18 protein-coding genes are annotated in these 23,379 nt (G+C 66.7%); 10 read left to right on the top strand and 8 right to left on the bottom strand.

Annotation, left to right across the window (positions count from 1 at the left end):
• Positions 1-176: 176 nt before the first annotated feature.
• Positions 177-830: a GntR family transcriptional regulator gene (locus E4487_RS09010; protein ID WP_150607227.1), complete on the top strand. Its 654-nt coding sequence runs from the start codon at positions 177-179 to the stop codon at positions 828-830.
• 101 nt (positions 831-931) lie between these two features.
• On the opposite strand, the gene E4487_RS09005 is transcribed toward E4487_RS09010, so the two are convergent.
• Entirely contained in the window at positions 932-1,339 is a 408-nt protein-coding gene (locus tag E4487_RS09005) for an SMI1/KNR4 family protein (protein ID WP_037055555.1), read from the bottom strand.
• A gap of 106 nt (positions 1,340-1,445) precedes the next feature.
• Between E4487_RS09005 and E4487_RS09000 the strand changes: the two genes are divergently transcribed.
• Complete coding sequence (locus E4487_RS09000; RefSeq protein WP_175253171.1) at positions 1,446-1,922, top strand: GNAT family N-acetyltransferase; 477 nt, start codon at positions 1,446-1,448, stop codon at positions 1,920-1,922.
• Between the two features lie 151 nt (positions 1,923-2,073).
• Here E4487_RS09000 and E4487_RS08995 read toward each other — a convergent pair whose 3' ends face one another.
• From E4487_RS08995 to uvrD, 4 genes are all read right to left on the bottom strand, one after another.
• Entirely contained in the window at positions 2,074-2,919 is an 846-nt protein-coding gene (locus E4487_RS08995; protein WP_037055552.1) for a Tim44 domain-containing protein, read from the bottom strand.
• Between the two features lie 166 nt (positions 2,920-3,085).
• Positions 3,086-4,168, bottom strand: a complete 1,083-nt coding sequence (locus tag E4487_RS08990; protein WP_175253170.1) for a TRAP transporter substrate-binding protein — start codon at positions 4,166-4,168, stop codon at positions 3,086-3,088.
• A 52-nt stretch (positions 4,169-4,220) separates the two neighbouring features.
• Entirely contained in the window at positions 4,221-5,321 is a 1,101-nt protein-coding gene (locus E4487_RS08985) for a TRAP transporter substrate-binding protein (protein WP_150607217.1), read from the bottom strand.
• A 26-nt stretch (positions 5,322-5,347) separates the two neighbouring features.
• Positions 5,348-7,531 carry a DNA helicase II gene (gene uvrD / locus E4487_RS08980; protein ID WP_037055547.1) on the bottom strand — a complete coding sequence of 728 codons (2,184 nt, stop codon included), beginning with the start codon at positions 7,529-7,531 and terminating at the stop codon, positions 5,348-5,350.
• Positions 7,532-7,649: 118 nt separating this feature from the next.
• Between uvrD and E4487_RS08975 the strand changes: the two genes are divergently transcribed.
• The gene (locus tag E4487_RS08975; RefSeq protein ID WP_257229379.1) at positions 7,650-9,329 is read left to right on the top strand and encodes a molecular chaperone HscC; all 1,680 of its coding nucleotides are present in this window, start codon (positions 7,650-7,652) and stop codon (positions 9,327-9,329) included.
• Here E4487_RS08975 and E4487_RS08970 read toward each other — a convergent pair.
• Both E4487_RS08970 and E4487_RS08965 read right to left on the bottom strand, forming a co-directional pair.
• Positions 9,326-11,998, bottom strand: a complete 2,673-nt coding sequence (locus E4487_RS08970) for a DUF805 domain-containing protein (protein ID WP_175253169.1) — start codon at positions 11,996-11,998, stop codon at positions 9,326-9,328. The two genes, E4487_RS08975 and E4487_RS08970, sit on opposite strands and share 4 nt — an antisense overlap.
• Positions 11,995-12,702: a DUF1266 domain-containing protein gene (locus E4487_RS08965; protein ID WP_037055542.1), complete on the bottom strand. Its 708-nt coding sequence runs from the start codon at positions 12,700-12,702 to the stop codon at positions 11,995-11,997. The genes E4487_RS08970 and E4487_RS08965 overlap by 4 nt, the downstream gene beginning before the upstream one ends.
• A gap of 307 nt (positions 12,703-13,009) precedes the next feature.
• On the opposite strand from E4487_RS08965, the gene E4487_RS08960 reads away from it, so the two are divergent.
• Both E4487_RS08960 and E4487_RS08955 read left to right on the top strand, forming a co-directional pair.
• Positions 13,010-15,892, top strand: coding sequence for a bifunctional diguanylate cyclase/phosphodiesterase (locus E4487_RS08960; protein ID WP_175253168.1), 2,883 nt, complete (start codon positions 13,010-13,012; stop codon positions 15,890-15,892).
• 121 nt (positions 15,893-16,013) lie between these two features.
• Positions 16,014-16,679, top strand: coding sequence for a hypothetical protein (locus E4487_RS08955; RefSeq protein ID WP_037055539.1), 666 nt, complete (start codon positions 16,014-16,016; stop codon positions 16,677-16,679).
• A 37-nt stretch (positions 16,680-16,716) separates the two neighbouring features.
• Here the strand turns inward: E4487_RS08955 and E4487_RS08950 are convergent, their stop codons facing one another.
• Positions 16,717-17,142, bottom strand: a complete 426-nt coding sequence (locus E4487_RS08950; RefSeq protein ID WP_037055538.1) for a VOC family protein — start codon at positions 17,140-17,142, stop codon at positions 16,717-16,719.
• Between the two features lie 108 nt (positions 17,143-17,250).
• Between E4487_RS08950 and E4487_RS08945 the strand changes: the two genes are divergently transcribed.
• The 5 genes from E4487_RS08945 to E4487_RS08925 all read left to right on the top strand — a co-directional run bounded on the left by E4487_RS08945 (position 17,251) and on the right by E4487_RS08925 (position 23,371).
• On the top strand, positions 17,251-18,111 hold the full coding sequence (locus E4487_RS08945) for a LysR substrate-binding domain-containing protein (RefSeq protein ID WP_037055537.1): 861 nt from the start codon (positions 17,251-17,253) through the stop codon (positions 18,109-18,111).
• A 61-nt stretch (positions 18,112-18,172) separates the two neighbouring features.
• Entirely contained in the window at positions 18,173-18,685 is a 513-nt protein-coding gene (locus E4487_RS08940) for an RNA polymerase sigma factor (RefSeq protein ID WP_037055535.1), read from the top strand.
• Between the two features lie 98 nt (positions 18,686-18,783).
• Positions 18,784-19,752 (top strand): FecR family protein, encoded by a 969-nt coding sequence (locus E4487_RS08935; protein ID WP_134676682.1) that lies wholly within the window; start codon positions 18,784-18,786, stop codon positions 19,750-19,752.
• A 179-nt stretch (positions 19,753-19,931) separates the two neighbouring features.
• Positions 19,932-22,649: a TonB-dependent hemoglobin/transferrin/lactoferrin family receptor gene (locus tag E4487_RS08930; RefSeq protein ID WP_373921511.1), complete on the top strand. Its 2,718-nt coding sequence runs from the start codon at positions 19,932-19,934 to the stop codon at positions 22,647-22,649.
• Between the two features lie 104 nt (positions 22,650-22,753).
• Positions 22,754-23,371: a heme acquisition protein HasA gene (locus tag E4487_RS08925; protein ID WP_175253167.1), complete on the top strand. Its 618-nt coding sequence runs from the start codon at positions 22,754-22,756 to the stop codon at positions 23,369-23,371.
• The last annotated feature ends 8 nt before the right edge of the window (positions 23,372-23,379 follow it).

Here is a 23,379-nt window from a genome sequence, read left to right as displayed (position 1 = left end):
CCGTTCATTCATGCAGTAAACTGCTAATTTGTGATCACAGAATATTTACGCTATGGCGTTTTTTCACACAAAATCCATATCGACGTAGACTTGTCGGATTTTTCCAGCGGAGCCTTCCATGCGCGACTGTAGCCTCACCCTTGCTCAACTGCCGGCGCCACCGAGGGAGCCGGCCCATGGCTGACAACCTGCAGGAACAGCTGTACCAGAACATTCGCTCGGGCCTGCTGGCCGGGCGCTTCCAGCCGGGCCAGCGGCTGAAGATCCGTGACCTGGCTGCCGAGTGGGGCACCAGCCCGATGCCGGTCCGCGCCGCCCTGCAGCGGCTGGTGGCCGAGGGGGTGCTGGAGGGCGAGCAGCAACGCTCGGTGCGGGTGCCGTCGATGACGCGTGAGCGCTACGAGAACATCTTCCAGGTGCGCCTGGCGCTGGAGGGCATGGCGGTCGAACTGGCGACGCCACGGCTGGACAGCGCGGACCTGGCGCTGCTGCGCGACTGCGTGCAGCGCATGGATGCAGCCATCGAACGACGCCAGGTGCAGGACTACCTGAACGCCAACAGCCAGTTTCATCTGCACCTGTATGGCGCGTGCGGCAACCCGGTGCTGCTGCGCTCGATCGAGGCGCTGTGGCTGCAGATCGGTCCCTTCTTCAACCGCCTGTTCACCGGCGCCGACCTGTCGCTGCGGCTCAACGACTTTCACGAGGACGCCTTCGCCGCCATCGAGGCTGGCGATGCCAAGGGGGCGCGCCAGGCCATGGAGCAGGACCTGCTGTACTTCGCGCGGTTTCTGCTCAATCTGCTGGCGCTGGAACAGGGCGAGGTGTGAGCCGGGTTTGCCTGATGGGCTGTGCTGGTCGCGGCTGAAGCCCCTGCCTCGGGCTCAGGTGTAGCGGCCAGCCGTGGGCGCCGCGTTGGCGGCGACGCCGATCAGCTTTCCAGCCAGACGTCGCGGCACCAGTGCCAGACCGAATCCCAGCTCTCGTCGGTCAGCTCACCCTCGTCGCCGTCCCACAGCCACACCTGGCCTTCCACGTCCACGGCGTAGTAGTCGCGGCCGTCCTGGCACAGCGGCACCAGGTCGCGTGGCAGGCCGAGGTCCCAGGCCACCGAGGCCACTTCCGGCAGGTAGGTGTGCGATTGCGGGTCGCTGGCGGTCACCGGCTCCAGGCGGCCATAGACCACGTCGCTGACCTTGAGCAGGAACTCGCGCAGCTCGAAGGGCAGGTGGATGAGGATCTGCTCCTGAATCTCCACCAGGGTCTCTTCCTCCGGCAGCTCCAGCGGTACCGGCACCGGTTCGTTGAGTTCGCGCAGCTGTTCGATGACTTCTTCCACGGTGTCGGCTCCTGATGCGGTGGGATCGGCTTTATACAGTAGCTGCTGGGTGGAATGAAAACCTCCGGGCGTCGCGGCATACTGCTGATTTTTACGGAGCACCCTTATGCCGTCTCTCTCCTGGCAATGCCTGCACCACCGCGAACTCGATACCGCCACGCTCTACGCGCTGCTGGCGCTGCGTACCCAGGTGTTCGTGGTCGAACAGAACTGCCCGTATCTGGAAACCGATGGCCAGGACCTGCTGGGCGACACCTGCCACCTGCTGGCGCGCGACGAGCATGGCCTGGTGGGCTATCTGCGTCTGCTCGATCCGCAGCGCATGGACGGTGAGGTGGTGATCGGCCGGGTGGTGATCGCCGCGTCGGCGCGAGGCAGCGGCCTGGGGCACCAGCTGATGGAGCGGGCGCTGGCCGAGTCTGGGCAGCGCTGGCCTGGCGTGCCGCTGTACCTGTCGGCGCAGGCGCACCTGCAGGGCTACTACGGGCGCTATGGCTTCGAGCCGGTGACCGAGGTCTACCTGGAGGACGACATCCCGCATATCGGCATGCGCCGGGCGGCGGGCGAGCAGGCGTCCGGCTAGGTCGCCGCTGCAGCGCCGCCCTCGGATGTGCCCGCTGCGCCGCTGCCGAACGGGCTGACGGTGTTGCAGGTGCGCTCCCGGCCGCGCAGGCCGGCCAGGGCCGAAACGAAAAACCCCGGGCAAGCCCGGGGTTTTCATGCTGCGCTGCTGATCAGTTCTGGCGGATGCCGGCGATCAGCCAGGGCTGGTTGTCGCCCTGGGCGCGTTCCAGGCGCCAGCTTTCGCTGAACGCTTCGCCCTGGTCGAAGCGCGAGGTCTTCGACAGGCCGCTGAAGGTCAGGGTGGCGATGGTCTTCTCGGCGTTGTCGTCGACGCCTTCGAGCTGCACGTCGAGCTCGTCGATGTAGGTGGACTGGAAGCCGTCACCCAGCTCGGCGCGCTCGCGCTTGAGGAAGTCCAGCAGTTGCGGGGTGACGAACTCGGCGATCTTGTCCATCTCGTTCGCGTCCCAGTGCTGCTGCAGGTTCATGAAGTGCTCGCGGCCGGCAGCCAGGAAGCTCTGCTCGTTGAACCAGGCCGGGGCGTTGATCACCGGGCGCGCTGCCGCAGCGCCGCTGCCGCCGAAGATCGAGGTCGGTGCGGCCTGGGCCGGCATTTCGCGCTGGTACGGAGCGCCAGCGGTGGCGGCTTGCGGCTGCTGCTGAGCACGACGGGCGGCGAGGAAGCGGAAGATCAGGAAGGCGATCAGGCCGAAGATCAGGAAGTCCATGATCTGCAGGCCTTCGAAGCCATCACCCATGAACATCGAGGCGAGCAGGCCACCGGCGGCCAGGCCGGCCAGCGGGCCGAGCCAGCGCGATGCGCCGCTGGCGGCAGCGGGTTGACGACCTGCGGTGGGCGCGGTGGTTGCCGGTTGCGACTGCGGCGTGGCCTGGCGAGTCTGGTGGCTGGGCGCGGAACCGAAGGACTTGCCGCCGCCAAAGCGCTTGGCGTGGGCTTCGAAGCTGAAGGTCAGCGCCAGGCACAGGACCATGGCGATACTGAGGAAACGCTGCATCACGGTTTTCTCTCTTGTGGAAAAGCTTGGGCGGCATCTTGCCCGGCAAGGATGGGCGTGGCCAGTGACAGAATGTTTCTGGCTTTTGCCTGGCGCGGCAGGCCCCGCGCGGACGAAATCCGCGCGCCTGCCCGAACGACGAACGGAGCTCGCAGGCGCCGTCCATTCAGCGCCAGTCGTAGAGTTCCTTCTCCGACAGCGCCTGCATCGAGGTGGCCAGCGCCTGGAAGGCCTGCATCGAGGCCCAGATGCGGCCGTTCAGTTCGCTCTGCGCGGCCAGTTCACCGAGTACCTGTTCGGTTTCCTGCTGCATGGCCAGCAGCACCTCGTCGGGGAAGCGCTTGAGCAGCGTGCCGCTTTTCTTCAGCTCGTCCAGCGCCAGGGCGTTGTTGAACACGTAGTCGTCCATCATGTCCAGGGTCGAGGCGCGGGCCGCCTCGGTGACGATCGCCTGCAGGTCGGGCGGCAGGCTGTCGAAGGCCTTCTGGTTGATCAGCAGCTCCAGCACCGACTGCGGTTCCTGCCAGCCGGGGTAGTAGTAGTACCTGGCGGCTTTCTGCAGGCCGAAGGCGAGGTCGTTGTAGGGGCTGACCCAGTCGGTGGCATCGATGGCGCCGGTCTGCAGGGCGGTGAAGATCTCGCCGCCCGGCAGCACCACGGTGGTGGCGCCGAGGCGACTCCAGACCTCGCCGCCGATGCCCGGCATGCGGATCTTCAGGCCCTTGATGTCGGTCAGGCCGTTGATTTCCTTGTTGAACCAGCCGCCCATCTGCATGGTGCTGTTGCCCGCCGTCAGCGGCTTGAGGCCGAAGGGCGCGTAGGCTTCGTCCCACAGCGCCTGGCCGCCGCCATGGCTGAGCCAGGCGTTCATTTCCAGGGTGGACAGGCCGAAGGGAACGGCGCCGAAGAACTGCGCGGCCGGCACCTTGCCCTTCCAGTAGTAGGGCGTACCGTGGCCGAGCTCGGCGGTGCCACGGGAGACGGCATCGAACACTTCCAGCGCCGGCACCAGCTCGCCAGCGGCGTAGACCTTGATGGTCAGGCGCCCGGCGCTCATGGCGTTGATCCGCTCGGCCAGACGCTCGGCGGCGACGCCGGTGCCCGGGGCGTTCTTCGGCCAGGTGGTGACCATCTTCCAGTGGAAGCTTTGCGCAGGCGCCTGGGCTGCGTCGGCAGGGGCGGAATCGTCCTTGCAGCCGGTCAGGCCGAGGGCGAGCAGGGGCAGGAGAAGCAGAGAGCGAAGACGCATGGACAGTCATCCCTAAGAAAAACGGGGCCTTCAGTGGCCCCGTTCGATTGGCTCAGCGCCAGTTGTACAGCTCTTTCTCGGTCAGTGCCTGCATGGCGCTGGCCTCTTCGAGGAAGGCTTTCTGCGAGGCCCAGATGCGGCCGTTGAGGTCGCTGGCGGCCGCCAGTTGCTCGAGCACGGCTGCGGACTGTTCGCGCATGGCCTGCAGCACGTCGTCCGGCAGGCGCTTGAGCTGCACGCCTTCGGCCTTGAGGCTGCCCAGCGCCTTGGCGTTGTTGAACACGTAGTCGTCCATCATGTCCAGGGTGGCCGCGCGTGCCGCCTCGACGACGATGGCCTGCAGGTCGGCCGGCAGGGCGTCGAAGGCCTTCTGGTTGACCATCGACTCGACCACCGCCTGCGGCTCCTGCCAGCCCGGGTAGTAGTAGTACTTGGCGGCCTTGTGCAGGCCGAAGGCCAGGTCGTTGTAGGGGCCGACCCAGTCGGTGGCGTCGATGGCGCCGGTCTGCAGGGAGGTGAAGATCTCGCCGCCGGGCAGGTTGACGGTGATCGCGCCGAGCTTGCTCCAGACTTCGCCGCCGAGGCCTGGCATGCGGATCTTCAGGCCCTTGATGTCATCCAGGCTGTTGATCTCCTTGTTGAACCAGCCGGCCATCTGCATGGTGGTGTTGCCAGCGGACAGCGGCTTCACGCCGAACGGCGCGTAGGTCTCGTCCCACAGTGCCTGGCCGCCGCCGTGGCTGAGCCAGGCGTTCATTTCCAGGGTGGACAGGCCGAACGGCACGCTGCTGAAGAACTGCGCGGCCGGTACCTTGCCTTTCCAGTAGTACGGGGTGCCGTGGCCCATCTCGGCGGTGCCGCGGGAAACGGCGTCGAACACTTCCAGGGCGGGCACCAGCTCACCGGCGGCGTAGACCTTGACGGTCAGGCGCCCGGCGCTCATGGCGTTGATGCGCTCGGCCAGGCGCTCGGCTGCGGTGCCGAGGCCGGGGAAGTTCTTCGGCCAGGAGGTGACCATCTTCCAGTGGATGGTCTGTGCGGGCGCGGCTGCGGCTGCGGTTTGCTCGCTGCCAGCCTTGTCTTCCTTGCAGCCGAGCAGGCCGAAGGTGGCCATCAGGGCCAGGGCGGCGCCGAACAGGTTGCGGCGATTCATCGATGGTTCTCCAGATACGGTAGGTTCTAACAGGCTTCCAGCTTGGCATAGGCCAGCATCAGCCACTTGCTGCCTTCGTTTTCGAAATTCACCTGTACCCGCGCCTGTGCGCCGGCACCCTCGAAATTGAGGATGGTGCCCTCGCCGAACAGGCTGTGTCGCACACGTTGCCCCAGGTTGAAGGGCGTCTGCGGTACGGCGCTGCCGGCGAACAGGCTGCTGCCACCCATGGAACTGGTGTTCACCGGGCGGCTGACGCTGTTGTTCAGGCGGACTTCCTGAATCAGTGGTGCGGGTATTTCGCGGACGAAGCGCGATACCTTGTTGTAGGTCTCGCTACCGTAGAGACGCCGGGTTTCGGCGTAGCTGATCACCAGCTTCTGCATGGCACGGGTAATGCCGACATAAGCCAGGCGGCGCTCTTCTTCCAGTCGGCCCGGTTCTTCCAGGCTCATCTTGTGCGGGAACAGACCCTCTTCCATGCCCACCAGGAACACCAGCGGGAATTCCAGGCCCTTGGCGCTGTGCAGGGTCATCAGTTGGATGCTGTCCTCGTTCTCGGCGGCCTGGGTGTCCCCGGCCTCCAGCGAGGCGTGGGTGAGGAAGGCCTGCAGCGGGGTCAGCTCGTCGTCTTCGTCATTCTCGAAGGTGCGTGCCGCGCTGACCAGTTCCTCGAGGTTCTCCACGCGGGCCTGGCCTTTCTCGCCTTTTTCCGCTTCGTGGTAGGCGAGCAGGCCGCTCTGCTCGATGACCACCTGGGTCATCTGGTGCAGGGGCATCGCCAGGACCTTCTCCGCCAGGCCTTCGATCAGCTCGATGAAGCCGCTCAGGGCGCTCGAAGCGCGGCCCGGCAGGGCCTTGTTGGCGAGCATCAGGCGGATCGCTTGCCACATGTGCACGTCATGCGCGCGGGCGTATTCGCGAATGGTCTCGATGCTCTTCTCGCCGATACCGCGCGCCGGCACGTTGATGATGCGCTCCAGCGCGGCATCGTTGCCGCGGCCGTCGAGCAGGCGCAGGTAGGCCATGGCGTTCTTGATCTCGGCGCGCTCGAAGAAGCGCTGGCCGCCGTAGATGCGGTAGGGGATCTTCTCGCGCAGCAGCGCCTCTTCCAGCACCCGCGACTGGGCGTTGGAGCGATAGAGGATGGCGATCTCGCTGCGCTTGAGGCCGTCCTTGCGCAGGGCGTCCTCGATGCTCTCCACCACGTAGCGGGCTTCGTCGTGCTCGTTGAACGCGGCGTACAGCGCCAGGGGCTCGCCGTCGCTGCCGTCGGTCCACAGCTCCTTGCCCAGGCGCCCGTTGTTGTTGGCGATCAGGGCGTTGGCGGCCTTGAGGATGCCGGCCGTGGAGCGGTAGTTCTGCTCCAGGCGGATCAGCTGGGTGTCGGGGAAATCGCTGGAGAACTGCTGGATGTTCTCGATCTTCGCGCCGCGCCAGCCGTAGATCGACTGGTCGTCGTCGCCGACCACCATCAGGCTGTCGCCGCCCTTGGCGAGGAAACGCAGCCAGGCGTACTGCACGGCGTTGGTGTCCTGGAACTCGTCGACCAGGATATGGCGGAAGCGCCGCTGGTAGTGTTCGAGCAGGCCCGGCTTGTCGCGCCAGAGGTCGAGCGCGCGCAGCAGCAGCTCGGCGAAGTCGATCACCCCGGTGCGGGCACAGGCCGCCTCGTAGGCTTCGTAGATGCCGCGCATGGTGGCGAGGAACAGGTCGCCGCCCGCCTGGATGTGCGCCGGGCGCAAGCCCTCGTCCTTCTGGCCATTGATGAACCACTGCGCCTGCTTGGCCGGCCAGCGCTGTTCGTCCAGGCCGAGGTCGCGGATCACCCGCTTGATCAGGCGTTGCTGATCGTCGGAGTCGAGAATCTGGAAGTTCTCGGCCAGGCCGGCTTCCTGCCAGTGCGCGCGCAACAGGCGGTGGGCCAGGCCGTGGAAGGTGCCGACCCACATGCCGGCCGGGCTGTGCCCGAGCATGTCCTCGATGCGCTGGCGCATCTCGGCGGCGGCCTTGTTGGTGAAGGTCACCGACAGGATCGAATGAGGCGAAGCACCCATGGCCTGAATCAGGAAGGCGATGCGGTGCACCAGCACACGGGTTTTCCCGGAGCCGGCACCGGCCAGTACCAGTTGGCGGCCGAGCGGGGCAGCCACGGCCTGGACCTGGGCGTCGTTGAGCGAAGCGAGGAGGAGTTCGGGGTCGTTTTGCATCGCGGCATTCTAGGGGGCCGGACAGGGGAGGGCAAACCGTGTCGACCAGGCGGTTTGCCGAGGCCTGCGCGCGGAGTAGACTGCGCCTCTCAATGGATCTGAAGGAGTCGTGACGCCGATGTCTACCGGTACCCACGCCATGGAAAGCCCCCTGCTGGGCATCGACCTGGGCACCACCAACAGCCTCATCGCGGTTTGGCGCGAGGGGCGTGCGGAGCTCATTCCCAATGCCCTCGGCGACGTCCTCACGCCGTCGGCGGTGAGCCTGGACGAAGATGGCAGCATCCTCGTCGGCAGCGCTGCCCGTGCCCGGCTGACCACTCATCCACTGCGCAGCGTGGCGGCGTTCAAGCGCTACATGGGCAGCGACAAGCGTTTCACGCTGGGCGACCGCCAGTTCACCCCGGAAGAACTCTCGGCGCTGGTGCTCGGCTCGCTCAAGGCCGATGCCGAGGCGCACCTCGGCATGCCGGTGAGCACGGCGGTGATTTCGGTGCCCGCCTATTTCAGCGATGAACAGCGCAAGCGCACGGTGTTCGCGGCGGAGCTGGCCGGGCTGCGCGTCGAGCGCCTGATCAACGAACCGACCGCCGCGGCGATGGCCTACGGCCTGCACGAGCAGCAGTTCGAACGCACCCTGATCTTCGACCTGGGCGGTGGCACCTTCGACGTCACCGTGCTCGAATACGCGCTGCCGCTGATCGAGGTGCATGCCTCCACCGGCGACAACTTCCTGGGGGGTGAAGATTTCACCGAAGCCCTGCTCGGGGCCTGCCTGGACGATTGGCAACTGGCGCGCAGCGCGCTGGACAGCCAGGCGCTGGCGAGCCTGGAAGATGCCCTGGAGCAACTCAAGCGGCGCCTCGCCGACGGTCCGCAGACGCTGGACTGGATGGGCCGCCAGTGGCAGCTGGACGAGGCGCGGGCGCAGCAGATCTGGACGCCGCTGCTGACCCGTCTGCGCCAGCCCATCGAGCAGGCCCTGCGCGATGCGCGGCTCAATCCGCGCGACCTCGACAGCCTGGTGCTGGTCGGCGGCGCCACACGCATGAGTGCGGTGCAGCAACTGGTGGCGACCCTGTTCGGCCGTCTGCCCTACCGGCACCTCGACCCGGACACCATCGTCGCCCTCGGCGCCGCCGCCCAGGCCGCCTGCAAGGCGCGCGACCATGCCATCGAGGAAGTCATCCTCACCGATGTCTGCCCCTATACCCTGGGGATCGCCTCGCGCCGCAGCGACGAGCAGCCCGGCGCCTTCTCGCCGATCATCGAGCGCAACACGGTGATCCCGACCTCGCGGGTGCAGCGCTACTACACCACCCACGCGCAGCAGGAGTACATCCGCATCGAGGTCTACCAGGGCGAGCGCCCCTGGGTGCGCGACAACATCTTCGTCGATGCCTTCGAGGTGAAGCTGGTCCAGACCGGCCAGATGCAGGCACTGGATGTGCGCTTCAGCTACGACATCAACGGCCTGCTGGAAGTGGACGTGACCCTGGAGAACGGCCAGCGCCACGGCCATGTGATCGACCGCAGCCCCACCGGCCTGAGTGCCGAGGCACGGGCCACCAGCCAGGCGCGCCTGGCCGGTTTGAAGATCCACCCGCGCGATACCTTGCCCAACCGCACGCTGCTGGCACGCCTGGAACGCGCCTGGATGCAGACCCTGGGGGCCGAGCGCGAGCAGATCGGCCAGTGGCTGGACGAGTTCCAGAACGTGCTCGGCACCCAGCAGGAGCAGCCGATCACCGCCGCGCGGCAGCGCCTGGAGCAACAGCTGCAGGCGCTGCGCTTCTAGCCGGCCGGCGGCTCGCGGAAGCCGTTGAGCTGGCGCAGGCGGGCCTGCAGGCCCTGCCCGGCGTCGGCCCGTCGGCCAGCGGGCGGGCCGTAGCGGTTGGGCAGCGGGTCGCCCGGCCAGAAGAACAGCAGCAGCGCTATGTAGGGCATAAAGAAGCTGCCGGCCAGCAGCATCACCAGGGTGCCGGCGCCACGGCTCATGTCGTGCAGGCGGCGCAACTGGCAGCCGATCAGCGCCAGGCCGATGACCAGCAGCGTCGCCAGGGCCAGACCGTTGCCGGCCTTGCTGGCGAGGCCGGCCAGGGGCACGGCGATCGCCGCCAGGGCGATGGTCTGCAGGGTGAAGTTGAGCCGGTTCAGGCGCCCGCCCAGTCGCCAGGGTTGCCACTGCGCGCGCAGGCTGTCGGGCTGATGCCGAGGCAGCAGGCGTTCGCTGCGTGACAGCAGCAGGGTGATCGCCAGGCGCACCGCGATGGGCGTCACGGTGCTGTCCTTGGCCTGCTGCAGCGAGCGCAGCTGACCCGAGGTGGGAACGCCAGGCTTGGTCTGATACAGGGTGCGCATCGACTCGAAGATCGTCTGCATGGTCGAGAAGGGCAGTCCGTTGTCCTTGCAGATCGACTGCGCCAGGGACTCGGGACGTGCCTTGACCAGGCCTTCGCGGAACGCGTCGAACCAGGTGCTGGGCCCGGTGAAACCGTGCAGCCGCTGCAGGGCCTGGTCGCGCAGCGCGCGCGGCAGGTCCGGGTCGTGGTAGAGCAGGGCGTCGAGGATCATCTGGCCGAGGGGATCGCCCGCCAGCTCATGGCCGTGGTGCCGGGCGCCGGCTTCGATCCGGGCGACCGAGGGCAGCCGGCGGCTGCCCAGCAGCACGCTCGGGCTGACCAGTTCGGCCGCCAGCAGTCCCTGCAAGGCATCGCCTTCGTCGAGGTCGAACAGCCACTGCTGAGGCGCGGCGTCGGCCGCCAGCCACTGCGTCTGCAAGGCGTGGGCCGGATGCTCGGCGGAAGTGGGCACGCGCCCGACACGCTCACGCAGCCGTCCCAGCCACTGCAGTGGCTGCTCCAGCAGGCCGATCAGCAGCAGGGTCTGGCGCTGCAGCTGCCAGCGCGCCTCGGGCTCGGCGGGCAGCGGCGGCAACGCCTGTCCCGCTTGCAGCAGGCGCAGTTGCAGCTTCAGGCAATAGGGATGCAGACCGTCCGCCAGCGGGGCGAGCACGTCCTGCAGGCGTTGCAGGGTGTCGGGTGCATAGTGGCGCAGGCGGCGAAGCCAGCTCAGCATCTGCGCGCGGGCGACGCTGTTGTCGCCCAGGGCCTGGGGCAAGGCCGCGCCGGGCGTGGCCAGCGCATGTTGCAGTGCCTGCACGGCGGGCGATTCGCGCAGCCATTGCAGCTGTTGCCCGGCCAGGTAGGCGAAGCCTTGCTGCACGACGGCAGCGAGCGGATGTTCATCGACCGTCAGGTTCAGCAGCGGCTCGATGTCCGCCGCCTCGCCACGCTGCAGCAGCCAGGCCTGGCGATACAGGCGGGTCAGCGGCGTATCCAGTGCGCTGAACAGTTCGGCGAGGAACGGCCATTCGCTGTCGCCCAGCTGCCAGGCGACGAAGGTGCGTGCGAGGGCCGGCAGGTCGGTGTCGGCCGCGCGCAGCCAGCGGGCCAGGGTCTGCGGGCTCTGCGCCGGCTCGCCATCGCCCAGACGGTTGTCGTCCAGGGCGTACTGTCGGTCCACATCCTGCTGGCTGCGGTCGCAGGCCATGATCAGCAGGGGCAGGTGCTCCGGCGCATGGTAGGCGCTCCACGCCAGCAGCCAGGCGGCCGCTTCGGGCATCTCGCGTTCCAGCCACAGGCGCGTCCACAGGTCGAGGGCATCCTGGTCATGGTGCTGCTTCTGCAGCGCCAGCAGGTAGAGGATGTCGAGATCGTCCGGCTGCTCGGCGTGACGCGCCTGGTAGTGCTCCAGGGCACCGCTGAGGGCCACGCCGGCCAGGGTGCACTGACGGTACAGGTGCGGGTAGTAGGCCGGGTCGGCGGGCATCGGCAGGCACAGGTGCAGGGAACTCCAGCCGCGGAACTCCTGCAACGGCCGGTTCTGGAACAGGTGCTCGAGGGTGCGCACGTACCAGAGGTTCTCCACCTGCGCCACGCTCGGCCAGTCGCTGAGGGTGGCGAGGTCGAACGGGTCGGGTTCGGCGATGCGCTGCAGCAACTGGTCGAGCGGCTCGGCTTCTTCGAAGGGCAGCTGCATCAGGCGGTTGGCCCAGGCCATGCGCTCGGTCAGCAGCTGCGCGCAGTGGTGCGACAACGGCCCGTTGCTGAGCAGCAGGTGACGCAGCGAGCCGTCGATGCTCTCCAGCACGTCCAGCGGCAGCTGGTCCAGCGACCGGCAGTAGTCCTGCCAGGCCCCGGGGCGAAAGCGCCGGCCGGCATCCTGCAGCAGCTCGACGAACTGCTGCACGGCCTGTTCGCTGGCGCTGGGCAGTGCGACCGCCTCGCCGGCCTCGTTCGTTTCGCCGCGCGCGTGGCGCAGGGCGTCCTCGTAGGCACCGCGCAGCGCCTGGAAGCCTTCGGGGTCGCGCTCCGGATGGACCTCGGGCAGGCGTGTGCGGTAGGCCGTGCGAATGGCGTTCTGATCGTCTGTCGGCTCGATGCCGAGGTGTTCCCAGCAACTCATGACCAGTCGAATGCCTCCAGCGATTCAGGTTTTTCCGGCAGATCCAGCTCCAGGTCCCAGTGCAGGTCATCCAGTCCTGCCGCCGGGTTCATCGCCAGCTCGCGTGCCAGCGCGACGTGCGTCGGGTTGCTGCCCTGGCGGCTGATGCACAGCGCCAGCTCGTCTGCCTGCTCGTGGCCGAGGCAACTCCAGTAGCTGCGGCCGATGAGAAAGCCGGCCAGGTAGCTCTGCCAGTTCTGGTAGTAGTAGCGCGCTCGCAGGCTCAGGCGGCTGTGCAGCCAGAGGTTTTCCTCGAGGCTGAGCCAGCCGTTGAGCTGACCGATGCGGGCGAGGAAACTCATGCGCCCCAGGTCCCAGGCGCGAATGCCGCCGGAGCCGCACACCAGGATGGTATCGGCGACGTAGCGGTAGGCGACCTGCTGGCTGGCATCCAGGCTGTCGACCAGCTTCTGCCATTCGCTTGGCAGCAGGCGCGCGTTGTCCCAGTAGGCGCCGCTCAGATCGCTGGCATGGCCGTTGTCGGTCATGCGCTGGATCATCGCCAGCAGGGCTGGGCGATCGGCGATGTCCCAGGACTCGGTCAGGTCGACGAACTCGTTGTCCGGGTAGAAATTCGGCAGGTCGTAGCGGGCGTCGTAGCGGGCATTGATCGCCACCATCGGTGCGGACAGGGCGAAGAGCCAGCGTCGTTGCAGTTCATCCATGGGCTGAGGGCCATTCTTCCTTGAGCGGGAGGGCGCCATCCTAGGAGCTGTTGGCAGGGGGCTGCAAGTGCCTTGCGGGCGGCCCGGGCGAAAGCGCTCAACCGATGACTGGCAGGTCAGCCGGCCGGTGTCCGCGCGCGTTGCGCCCCTGGCGCGGGACGCCCGCCGAAAGTTGGACGCCAGGTTGTGAAATTGCCCACATCTCTGTTGGGCACAGCGTCTGTCTCGGGTATTCTGCCGCCACGTCAGGGCTGCGACCGCCGCTTGCGCGGGCAGGCCCTCAGGCACCATTACAAGAACATCGCCTATGACCGCCACTACTAGCGCCGCAATCCAAGAGATGACGCTGGACCCGCATCAGACCGAGCATCAGTTCGCCACGGATATCGCCGTCGAGCGCACGCGCCTGCTTTTCCAGGGCTCGCGTCTGCCCACGTTGCTGATGTTGCTGGTCGGCCTGGCCTGCCCCCTGCTGCTGTGGCATCAGCAAAGCGTGCCCCTGCTCGCGCTGTGGCTGGCCTGGGTGGTGCTGCTGGTGCTGCTGCGCCTGACCCAGGTGAAGGCCTTCGACGACGCCCTGCCCAGCCGCCAGGCGGAACCCTACTGGCGCCGCGTGTTCCTGCTCGGCGCCGGTGCCTCGGGGCTGAGCCTGGCCTTCGCCGTGATCGTCCTGGTGCCCGCCGATGTGTTCTACCAGCAGGCCCTGGTCTATGGGCTGATCGCCGCGGCCATCCTCTCCGCCAGCGTCGCCTACGCGGTCAGCCTGCCGGCGTTCCTCACCTTCGCCTTGCCCTGCCTGCTGCCGTCGGCGGCCTTCCTGCTGCTCAGCGACAACAGCCTGCAGCGCGGCTGGGGGCTGATCAGCGTCATTCTCTTCCTGGCACTGCTGGTCGTCGCCTGGCAGGTCAACCGCCTGGTCCAGCGCAGCCTGTTGCAGCGGTTTCACAACCTGGCGCTGATCGCCCATCTGGAGCACGCCAAGCAGCGCGCCGAGGGGCTGAACGGGGAGCTGGCCAGCGAGGTGGAGCAACGTCGTCGCGCCGAGCGCGAGCTGCGCGATGCCCATGGCGAACTGGAAATGCGCGTGGCCGAGCGCACCCTGGAGCTGGACGAGGCCACGCACGCGCTGGGCAAGAGCCAGGCGCGCCTGTCGCTGGCGCTGGAGGCCAGTGAACTGGGGCTGTGGGACTGGGACCTGCAGAGCGACCAGGTGCACCACTCGCACCTGCGCGAGCTGTTCGGCCTCGACCCCGAACAGGTCAGGGAGATGCTGCGCGACCTGCGCCCGCGCCTGCATCCCGACGACCTGCCGACGTTGCGGCGTGCCTTGCTCGAGCACATGAAGGGACGCAGCGAGGACTATCACGTCGAATACCGCGTACGCCACGCCGACGGGCACTGGGTGTGGGTCGAGGACCGTGGCCGTGCGGTCGAGCGCGACTCCAGCGGGCGCGTGCTGCGCATGCTCGGCACCCGCCGCAACATCAGCGCGCGGCGCCAGCAGGAGCAGCAGCAGCGGCTGGCGGCGATGGTCTTCGAAGCGGCCAGCGAGGGCATCTTCATCCTCGACCCGGACTACCGTCTGCTGGCGGTGAACCGTGCCTTCAGCAGCGTGACCGGCTATTCGCGGGACGAGGTGCTCGGGCGCCGGGTCACCAGCCTGCTCGGCAGCGACGAGATGCGCCGCCAGTACCTGAGCATCCGCCAGGAACTCGATGGCAGCGGCAACTGGCAGGGCGAGCTGATCGAGACGCGCAAGAGCGGCGAACTCTACCCGCAGTGGTTGCAGCTCAATATGGTGCGTGACGTAGCTGGGCGGCCCAGCCATATCGTGGGCTTCTTCGCCGACCTGACGGCGCGCCGCGAGGCCGAGGAGCGCCTGCGCTACCTGTCGCACTACGACGAGCTGACCGGCCTGGCCAACCGCACGCTGTTCCGCGAGCGCCTGCACGAGGCCAGCCAGCGTGCGCGGCAGACGGGGCGCAGCATCGCCCTGATGCACATCGACCTGGACCGTTTCAAACTGCTCAACGACAGCCTCGGCCACGAGGTCGCCGACCAGCTGCTGCGGCAGATGAGCCGTCGCCTCACCCAGACCGTGCCGGAGGCCGACTGCATCGCGCGCCTGTCCGGCGACGAGTTCGCCATCATCCTCGATGCCTACGGCAGCCTCTCCAGCCTGGCGCGGGTGGCCAGCCGTCTGCTGGCCAAGCTGCGCGTGCCGATGACCGTTGGCGGCCACGAGCTGGTGGTCAGCGCGTCGCTGGGGATCAGCCTGATGCCGGACTATGCCCGCGAGGTCGGCACGCTGATCAGCCAGTCGAACATGGCCGTGCAGCATGCCAAGCACCTGGGCGGCAACACCTTCCAGTTCTTCACCGACAACCTGCAGGCCTGCACCCTGGGGCGCCTGCAGCTGGAAAACCAGCTGCGCAAGGCGATCGACGAGGGCCAGCTGGAGGTGTTCTACCAGCCCAAGCTGAACCTCGCCGACGATCAGCTCAACGCCGCCGAGGCGCTGGTGCGCTGGCGTCATCCGCAGCAGGGGCTGGTGCCGCCGGGCGAATTCATCGGCCTGGCCGAGGAGACCGGGCTGATCACCGCGATCGGCGAGTTCGTCCTGCGTCAGGCCTGTCGCCAGGCGTGCGAGTGGCAGCGCCAGGGGCTGGCGGAGATTCGCGTGTCGGTCAACCTGTCCGTGCACCAGCTGCGCCAGGGCAATCTCACCAGCCTGGTCCGCCAGGTGCTCGAGGAGACCGGGCTGGCGCCCGAGTACCTCGAGCTCGAACTGACCGAGAGCCAGCTGCTGGACAACGTCGAGAGCGTCATCGTGACCTTCCAGCAGTTGCGCGCGCTGGGTGTGAAGCTGGCGATCGACGATTTCGGCACCGGCTACTCCTCGCTCAGCTACCTCAAGCGCTTCCCGGTGCACTACGTGAAGATCGACCAGACCTTCATCCGTGACCTGTCGCCGGGGGGCGAGGACGCGGCGATCACCCGCGCCATCATCGCCATGGCGCACAGCCTGGAGCTCAAGGTGGTCGCCGAGGGCGTGGAGACCCAGGCGCAGATGGACTACCTGAAAAGCCAGCACTGCGATGAGATCCAGGGCTTCCTGATCAGTCGTCCGGTGGAGGCGAGTGCCTTCGCCGAGCTGCTGCGCGCGCAGATCGAGCGCGCGCCGGGTTGAGCCGCGTTTCCTCCCTACCCAGTCACGGCTGAACGCGGCGGGCGTGACCGGCGCAAAGATGGCTGCGCCCCGCGTGCCGCTGCGCGATGCTGCGGGCCTCGCTCACGACAAGGAGGACCCGATGGCCAAAGCCCCCAACCTGAGCCTGTCCCAACGCCTGCTGCTGGCTTCGCAGCGCATGGCGCCGGTGGCGGTGAAAGCGGCGCTGGTGCAGCAGCTGGGCGCCGAACAGGCCGCGCAACTGTCGCCGCACATGCCGCCGGCGCAGTTGCGCGAACTGATCATGACGCTGCCCATCGAGTTCCTTGCCGAGGTCACCACGCACCTCGATCCGCGCAGCATCCTCGATACCTACCTCAGCCTGCCCGACAGCCTGCACCTGGAGGTGGCCCGGCGGCTGTGCGTGATCGGGGCCTTCGCCACCGCGGCGCGCTATGCCGAATGTCTGTCGCCCAGGCAGGTGAAGGTGCTGATCTACGGCATCCACGACGCCGACCAGGTGCTGCAGATCGCCCGTCATATCGTCGACATCGAGCTCATCGTGCAGAGCCTGCGCAGCTTCTCCACCAGCTACCTGTGCAAGCTCACCGAGGCGGCCGCCGCCGATGCCAACGTGGCGCTTTCCGCCCGCGTGCTCAGCGGCCTGCCGCTGCCACGTCAGGTCGATATCTGCGCCCATCTTGCGCCAGCCGTGCTGGAGCCACTGCTGCCGCTGCTGCTGCAGGCCGACGCGGCGCTGCGCGAGCTGTTGCCCGAGCCCGCGCAGCCTGTAGCCGAGCTGCCCTAGGCGCGCGCGAGCCGGGCGGTTGGCGGCGGCGCCGGACCTAGCGCGCGAACAGCTGGCCGATGTCCTTGAACGCCTTGAACTCCAGGGCGTTGCCGCACGGGTCGAGGAGGAACATCGTGGCCTGTTCGCCGACCTGCCCCGCGAAGCGCACGTAGGGCTCGATGACGAAGCGGGTGCTGCGGCTGCGCAGGCGCTCGGCCAGCGCTTCCCAGTCGGCCCAGGCGAGCACCACGCCGAAGTGCGGCACCGGTACGTCGTGGCCATCCACCGGGTTGCTCACCGCCGACTCCTGGTAGGCCATCTTCGGCGCCTGGTGGATGACCAGCTGGTGGCCGAAGAAGTCGAAGTCCACCCAGTGCTCGCTGCTGCGGCCCTCGGCGCAGCCGAACACCTCACCATAGAAATGCCGCGCGGCGGCCAGGTCGTATACGGGAATTGCCAGGTGAAAGGGAGCAAGGGCCATCACGGAGTACCTCTGTTGGTTTTTGTTCCAGCCTACCAACAGCAAAATTGATCGAAAGCGAATATCCTTGCTAGCAAGCTCAAATATTTTTGATCGATAGGGGCCGCCGTGCTGCGTGAGCTGAAAACCTTCGTCACCGTCGCCCGCCTGGGCACCTTCGCCGCGGCCGGCCAGCAGGTCGGCCTCACCCAGTCGGCGGTCAGCGCCCAGATGCGTGTGCTCGAACAGCAGCTCGGCGTGCGCCTGTTCGACCGCAGCGGCCGCAGTGCGGTGCTCAATGCCGCCGGCCGGCATGCCTTGCCGTTGGCCGAGCAGATGCTCGCCCTGTACGGGCAGATGGCCCTGCCGCCAGGGGCTGGCGACTGTGTCGGCGAGTTGCGCGTCGGCGCCATCGCCACCCTGCAGACCGGCCTGCTGGCCGAGGCGCTGCCGCGTTTTCGCCAGCTGGCGCCACGGGTCGAGCTGAAGCTGGTGCCGGGTGTCTCGCTGCAGCTGTTCAGTCAGCTCGATGCCGGCGAGCTGGACCTGGCCTTGCTGATCAAGCCGCCGTTCGCCTTGCCCAAGGAGATTCTCGAAGTGCCGCTGGCGCGCGAACCTTTCGTGCTCGTCGCCCCTTTGCACGTCGAGGGGGATGACCCGCTGCGGCTGCTGGCCGAGCAACCGTTCGTGCGTTACGACCGCACCTCGTTCGGCGGTCGCCAGGTCAGCCGCTTCCTGCGAGAGCAACGCCTGACGGTGCATGAGGCGCTGGAGCTGGACGAACTGGAAGCCATCGTGCGCCTGGTGGAAAACGGCATGGGGGTGTCGCTGGTGCCGCGTGCCGGCCTGTGGCTGCAGCGCCCGACCCGCCTGCGGGTGATCGAGCTGGGCGCGTTGACCTTCCACCGCGAACTGGTCGCCTTGTTGCGCCGGGCACAGCGCCAGCCGGCACTGGACTGTCTGCTGAGCTGCCTCGAGTCGATAAATTGAAAATGCTTCTCAATAAAAATAAGATGCCGCTTTCCTATCGCCCAAGACCAGGGATGCACGATTGTCGGACTTGGATCTCAAAGGCCTGTTCCAGAAGCACGCCAAGACCCTGCACAGCTTTCTGCTGCGCAAGAGTCGCGACCCGCAACTGGCCGCCGATCTCACTCAGGAGAGCTTTCTGCGTCTGGCCGAGCAGAGCGGCGGCGAGCGCATCGACAATTCGCCGGCCTACCTCTACCGTACGGCCAGCAACCTGCTGATCGACCACCAGCGCCAGCAGATTCGGCGCAGGACCGACCTGCTCGGTGATGACCTGTTGCATGAAATCGAGGCCGAAGGCAGCTCGCTGGACGACATCACCGCCGCGCGCCAGCGTATCGAACGCCTGCAGGAGGCCGTCGCCGAGCTGCCGGCGCGGACTCAGGAGATCTTTCGCCTCAACCGCATCGAGGGCCTGACCCACGCCCAGGTGGCGCGTCAGCTGGAGATCTCCGACAGTTCGGTGCAGAAGCACCTGGCACGCGCCCTGGCGCATGTGATGGAGCGCGTGCTCGAGGTGGACGAACAGGCATGACGATGGTTTACGGTAAACCCCCGCGTCGCACGTCATTACTTGAAACGGGTATCAGCCGCCCGCTCCGCAGCGACCTATAACGAGAATCCAGAGTGAGCGTGATTAGCCAAGATCCGCAGCAGCGGAGCATCCGTGAGGCCGCCGCCGAATGGGCGGTGCTGCTCGCTGACGATGCACTCGACGACGCCCGGGCCGAGGCGCTGCAGCATTGGTTGCAGGCCGATGTCCGGCATGCCGAGGCCCTGGCGTTCGCCCAGCGTACCTGGGCGGCCCTGGCGGGTCTGCCGGTCGACAGGCCCCGGCAGCATCGGGCGCCGCCAGTGGCCTCTGCCAGGCCCCAGCATCCCGTGCGCAAGGCGCGCCTGCGGCGCTGGGGCGCGGCGGCCTGCCTGGCGCTGCTGCTCGGTGGCCTGGGGTTGAGCCAGCGCGACCGCCTGTTGCTGCCGCTCATGGCCGACCATCGCACCGCCAGCGGCGAGGTGCGCAGCCTGACATTGGCCGATGGCAGCGAGGTGATCCTCGACAGTGCCAGTGCCATCCGCCTGGACTACTCCGCGACCCGGCGGCGGGTGGAGCTGCTGGCCGGTGCCGCCATATTCCAGGTGGCGCCGCAGGCGGATCGGCCGTTCGTCGTCGAGGCGTCCGGCGGGACGGCACGCGCCCTGGGCACGCGCTTCCTGGTGCGGCGCGAGGCTGACGAAGGCGCTCTGGTCGGTGTGCTGGAGCACGCCGTGCAGGTCAGTGCCGGCGGCCAGCAGCAGCGTCTGGAAGAAGGGGACAGCGTGCATTACGACGCCTCGGGCATCAGCGACGTGGCGCTCGACCTGCAGCGTGTCACCAGCTGGCAGCGTGGCTTGCTGGTGTTCGACCGCGTGCCGCTGGCGCAAGTGGTCGAACAGCTCAACCGCTATCGCAGCGGACACATTCTCCTCGGCAGCGAGGCGCTGGCACAGCGCGAGGTGAGCGGGGTTTTCCGCCTGGACGCACTCGACGATGCCCTGGCCACCCTGGCGCGGGAAATGCACCTGCAGCGGGCAGAAATGCTGGGCATCAGCCTGATCTACTGAGGCGCATCGAGGCGCTCCGACAGGACCGGCAGAAAAATTTTCACTATTTCCTTACTGAGTTTCTCCGGGTTGCGCGTCTTTGTTGGTAGTGATTTTCATTATCAATAAAGAAAGCCCTGGGGTTAGTCGTGAGTCGTCGTCGTTCTGCAGCATCACCTGCTCTCCGTCATCCTTCATCCGTGTTGCTCAGTGGTGTCGCGCTGGGCGTGGCCCTGGCCTTGAACGGCGCCGCGCTGGCGGCCGAAGCCGTGGCCGAGGCGCGCTCGACCCAGCACGAGGTGATGGCATTCGACATCCCCGCGCAACCGCTGGACCGCGCTGCCCTGGCCTTCGCCGAGCAGGCGGGGGTGCAGGTGTTCTTCGACAGCGCACGCCTGCAGGGCTTCGCCAGTACCGCACTGAGCGGGCGCTACCCGCTCGACGAGGCGCTGCGTCGCCTGCTCGGCAGTGCGCCGGTGGATTATCGCTTCGACGGCCTGCGTCAGGTCACCCTGACCCGCCGTGCGCTGCGCGATGAACAGACGCTGCAGCTGCAGTCGACCACGGTGCAGGGGCGCCAGCTCAGTCAGCGCCAGGAAACCTACCTGCAGCCACGCTCGGTCGCGGTGATCGACCGTGAGCAGATCGACAGCCGTCCGCCGCGTCATGCCGCCGACATGCTGGAAGAAACCTCCGGCGTCTACACCGCAGTCAGCCAGCGCGATCCGGGCCTCTCGGTGAACATCCGTGGCGTGCAGGATTACGGCCGGGTGAACATGAACATCGACGGTATGCGTCAGAACTTCAGCGTGAACGGCCATCAGCAACGCAACGGCGTGATGTTCATCGACCCCGAGCTGATCTCCAGCGTGGAGATCGACAAGGGCACCAGCGCGGGCATGGGCGGGGCAGGTGTGCTGGGCGGGATCGCCTCGTTCAACACGGTCGATGCTCGCGAATTCCTCGGCGAAGGCAAGGAGTTCGGTGGACGCCTGCGCGCCGGCCATGGCATCGGCGAACTGGGCAATGGTACCTATTTCAACGGCAGTGCCCTGTTCGCTTTTGGCAACGAGCTCGGCGATGTCCTGCTGGGAGTCAGTGAGCGTCACTTCGGTGATTACCGCGCCGGCACCAATGACAAGGACAACCTGGGCACCCAGATAAACCTGCGCCAATTCTATCCAACTGCCTGGGAGAATTGGCTGAACTCGGAGGTCGGTGAAATGGACAGCGTGACCCGCTCACGCCTGTTCAAGTTGGGCCTGAATCTGCCAGCAGATCAGCGTCTGCAACTGAGCTACATGGAGTACGACACCGACAGCAAGGATGCATGGGTCTACCGCAACAGCGATGGGCGGAGCATTTACTACCGTCGCAATGGCAAGAGCGATGTGATCGCCCGCAATACCGCCCTGGACTACAGCTACAACCCTGACGACGATCTGATCGACTTCAAGGCCAAGCTCTACTACGTCAGCACCCGCCAGGACCGCTGGAATGCCGCCAGTACCGCCAGCCAGAACAGCGGCAACTGGTACCCGGACTATACGGACAGCTACCGCACCGATACCTGGGGCCTGCAGCTGCAGAACACCTCGCGCTTCTACCTGGGTGACGCGCACCAGTTCGCCGTCACCTATGGCAGTGAAGCGTTCCGCGACACCTTCTCCCCCGAAACCACGCGTACGCCATCGACCAACGAAACGGCCTATCCCTATATCAAGGGGGCTACGCCCGAGGGCGAACGCACCATGGCCAGTCTGTTCGGCCAGGTGGCCTACGACTACGACGGTTGGCTGACTGTCGATGCCGGGTTGCGCTACGACCGCTATCGCCTCGAGGGGGATACCGGGTTTACGGTATGGACGCTACCCGATGGTCAGTTCACCGCCAGCAACAATGTCGAGCGCTCGCTGGTATTCGACGTGGATCGTGAGGAAGGACGCTTCTCGCCGACTTTGGGTGTCGCGATCAAGCCGGGGCTGGACTGGTTGCAGCTCTATACGCGCTGGGGTAAAGGCTGGCGTCCGCCGGCGGTGACCGAGGCTTTCATGTCTGGCCGTCCCCATGGTGGAGGTGGCTCGGAACAGGTATATCCCAATCCCTTCCTCGAGGCGGAGCGCTCTCACAACTGGGAAGTGGGTTTCAATGTATTCAAAGAGTCCCTGTTGCGTGATGGCGATCGTCTGGGCATCAAGGTGGCCTACTTCGATACCCGTATCGACAACTTTTCCTTCATGGATATCAACGTTAGCGTACCGGGCCGTACGGTTGGCGGTACCGGCCTTGGCCGCTCGGCCTACCAGAACAACCAGGAGCAAACCCGTTTTCGCGGTGTCGAGTACAACCTCGATTACGACGCTGGCGACTACTACGGTCGCCTCAGCTACACCCACATGATCGGCAGCAACGACTTCTGCTCGAAAGAGTTCTACATGGGCGGGGCGCAGCAGCGCGTACAGGTGGGTACCCAACCCGGCTTCATCCAGGTCGGGCCGATCCAGATTCCGGTGCAGGTGCCGGTCTACGAGGCGCAGCCCAATGACGCGCTGAACGATCTGGTCACTTGCGGCCAGATCATGGGCAACGCGTCCTATATGCCGGCTGACCGCGGTTCGCTGACCCTGGGCATGCGCTTTCTCGACCGACGCCTGGATGTAGGAGCGCGCCTGCGTTACAGCGCCGGCAATGGCGAGAACCTCAATAACCACACCTATGCGCAGATCGACCAGGCGCTCTGGCCACAGTACGAGGTGTACGACCTCTACGCCAGCTACTGGATGACCAGCAGCCTGAACCTGGCGCTTTCGATGGAGAACGTCACCGATCAGGCCTACTTCGTCGCCATGGGCGATGCCAACAACCTGTCCCTGGCCCGTGGCCGCACCCTCACCGGGATGCTCGAGTACCGCTTCTGAACGGCCCCGGCCAGGGGGCCGGGGCAAGGCTTTGCCCGTTTTGGGCAAAGGCGATGGTGCTTGATTCACCGTCGTCCATCACTCCATGCACAAGAGGATTTGTCATGAGCGTTTCCGTTACCTATGACCCGATTTTCGGCAGCTCGACCATCGATGATTACCTGGCCTTCTGGACCACGGGTTTTGCCACCGCTGGCCATGGCGACAGTAACACCGGTGGTTTTAGCAATGGCACATTCAGCGGTGATCAGTACGCCACTCATGGTGCTAATGGCTCGGACTACGCCTTTATCGCCGACAGTGACGCCAGCAACGGCTTGCAGTACGTATTCAACCCGCTGCTGCCGGCTGGCGACAACCAGAACCACTACCTCTACGGCCAGCTGGACAATGTCTCTCTGGGCGAAGTGCTCGGTGGTGGTTCGGGCAGCGACTTCAGCCTGAGCAACTACGTGGTCACCTTCAGCGGGCTGGACCTGTCCGCCGCATTCGGCGCCGGCCGCGTCGGCAACGAAGTGCACGAAACGATCTTCGGCCTGATGCAGGGCGACACCGCGCCTCTGGAGTCGGTCCTGGACGATCTGTTCGCCGCCTACGGCGTCTCCACCGACGACAGCTTCGACGTAGTCGCCGCTGCCCTGGCAGCCGGTCCGCTGAGCACTGGCTCGGCCGAAACGGTTGGCGTACCGGAGCTGGCCGACGACCTGGCCCTGGCGGCCTGATCGGGCGG

The sequence above is a fragment of the Pseudomonas sp. BMW13 genome (genome assembly GCF_013357275.1).
Lineage (GTDB): Bacteria > Pseudomonadota > Gammaproteobacteria > Pseudomonadales > Pseudomonadaceae > Aquipseudomonas > Aquipseudomonas khazarica.
This window is presented reverse-complemented; position numbering and strand designations above follow the sequence as displayed.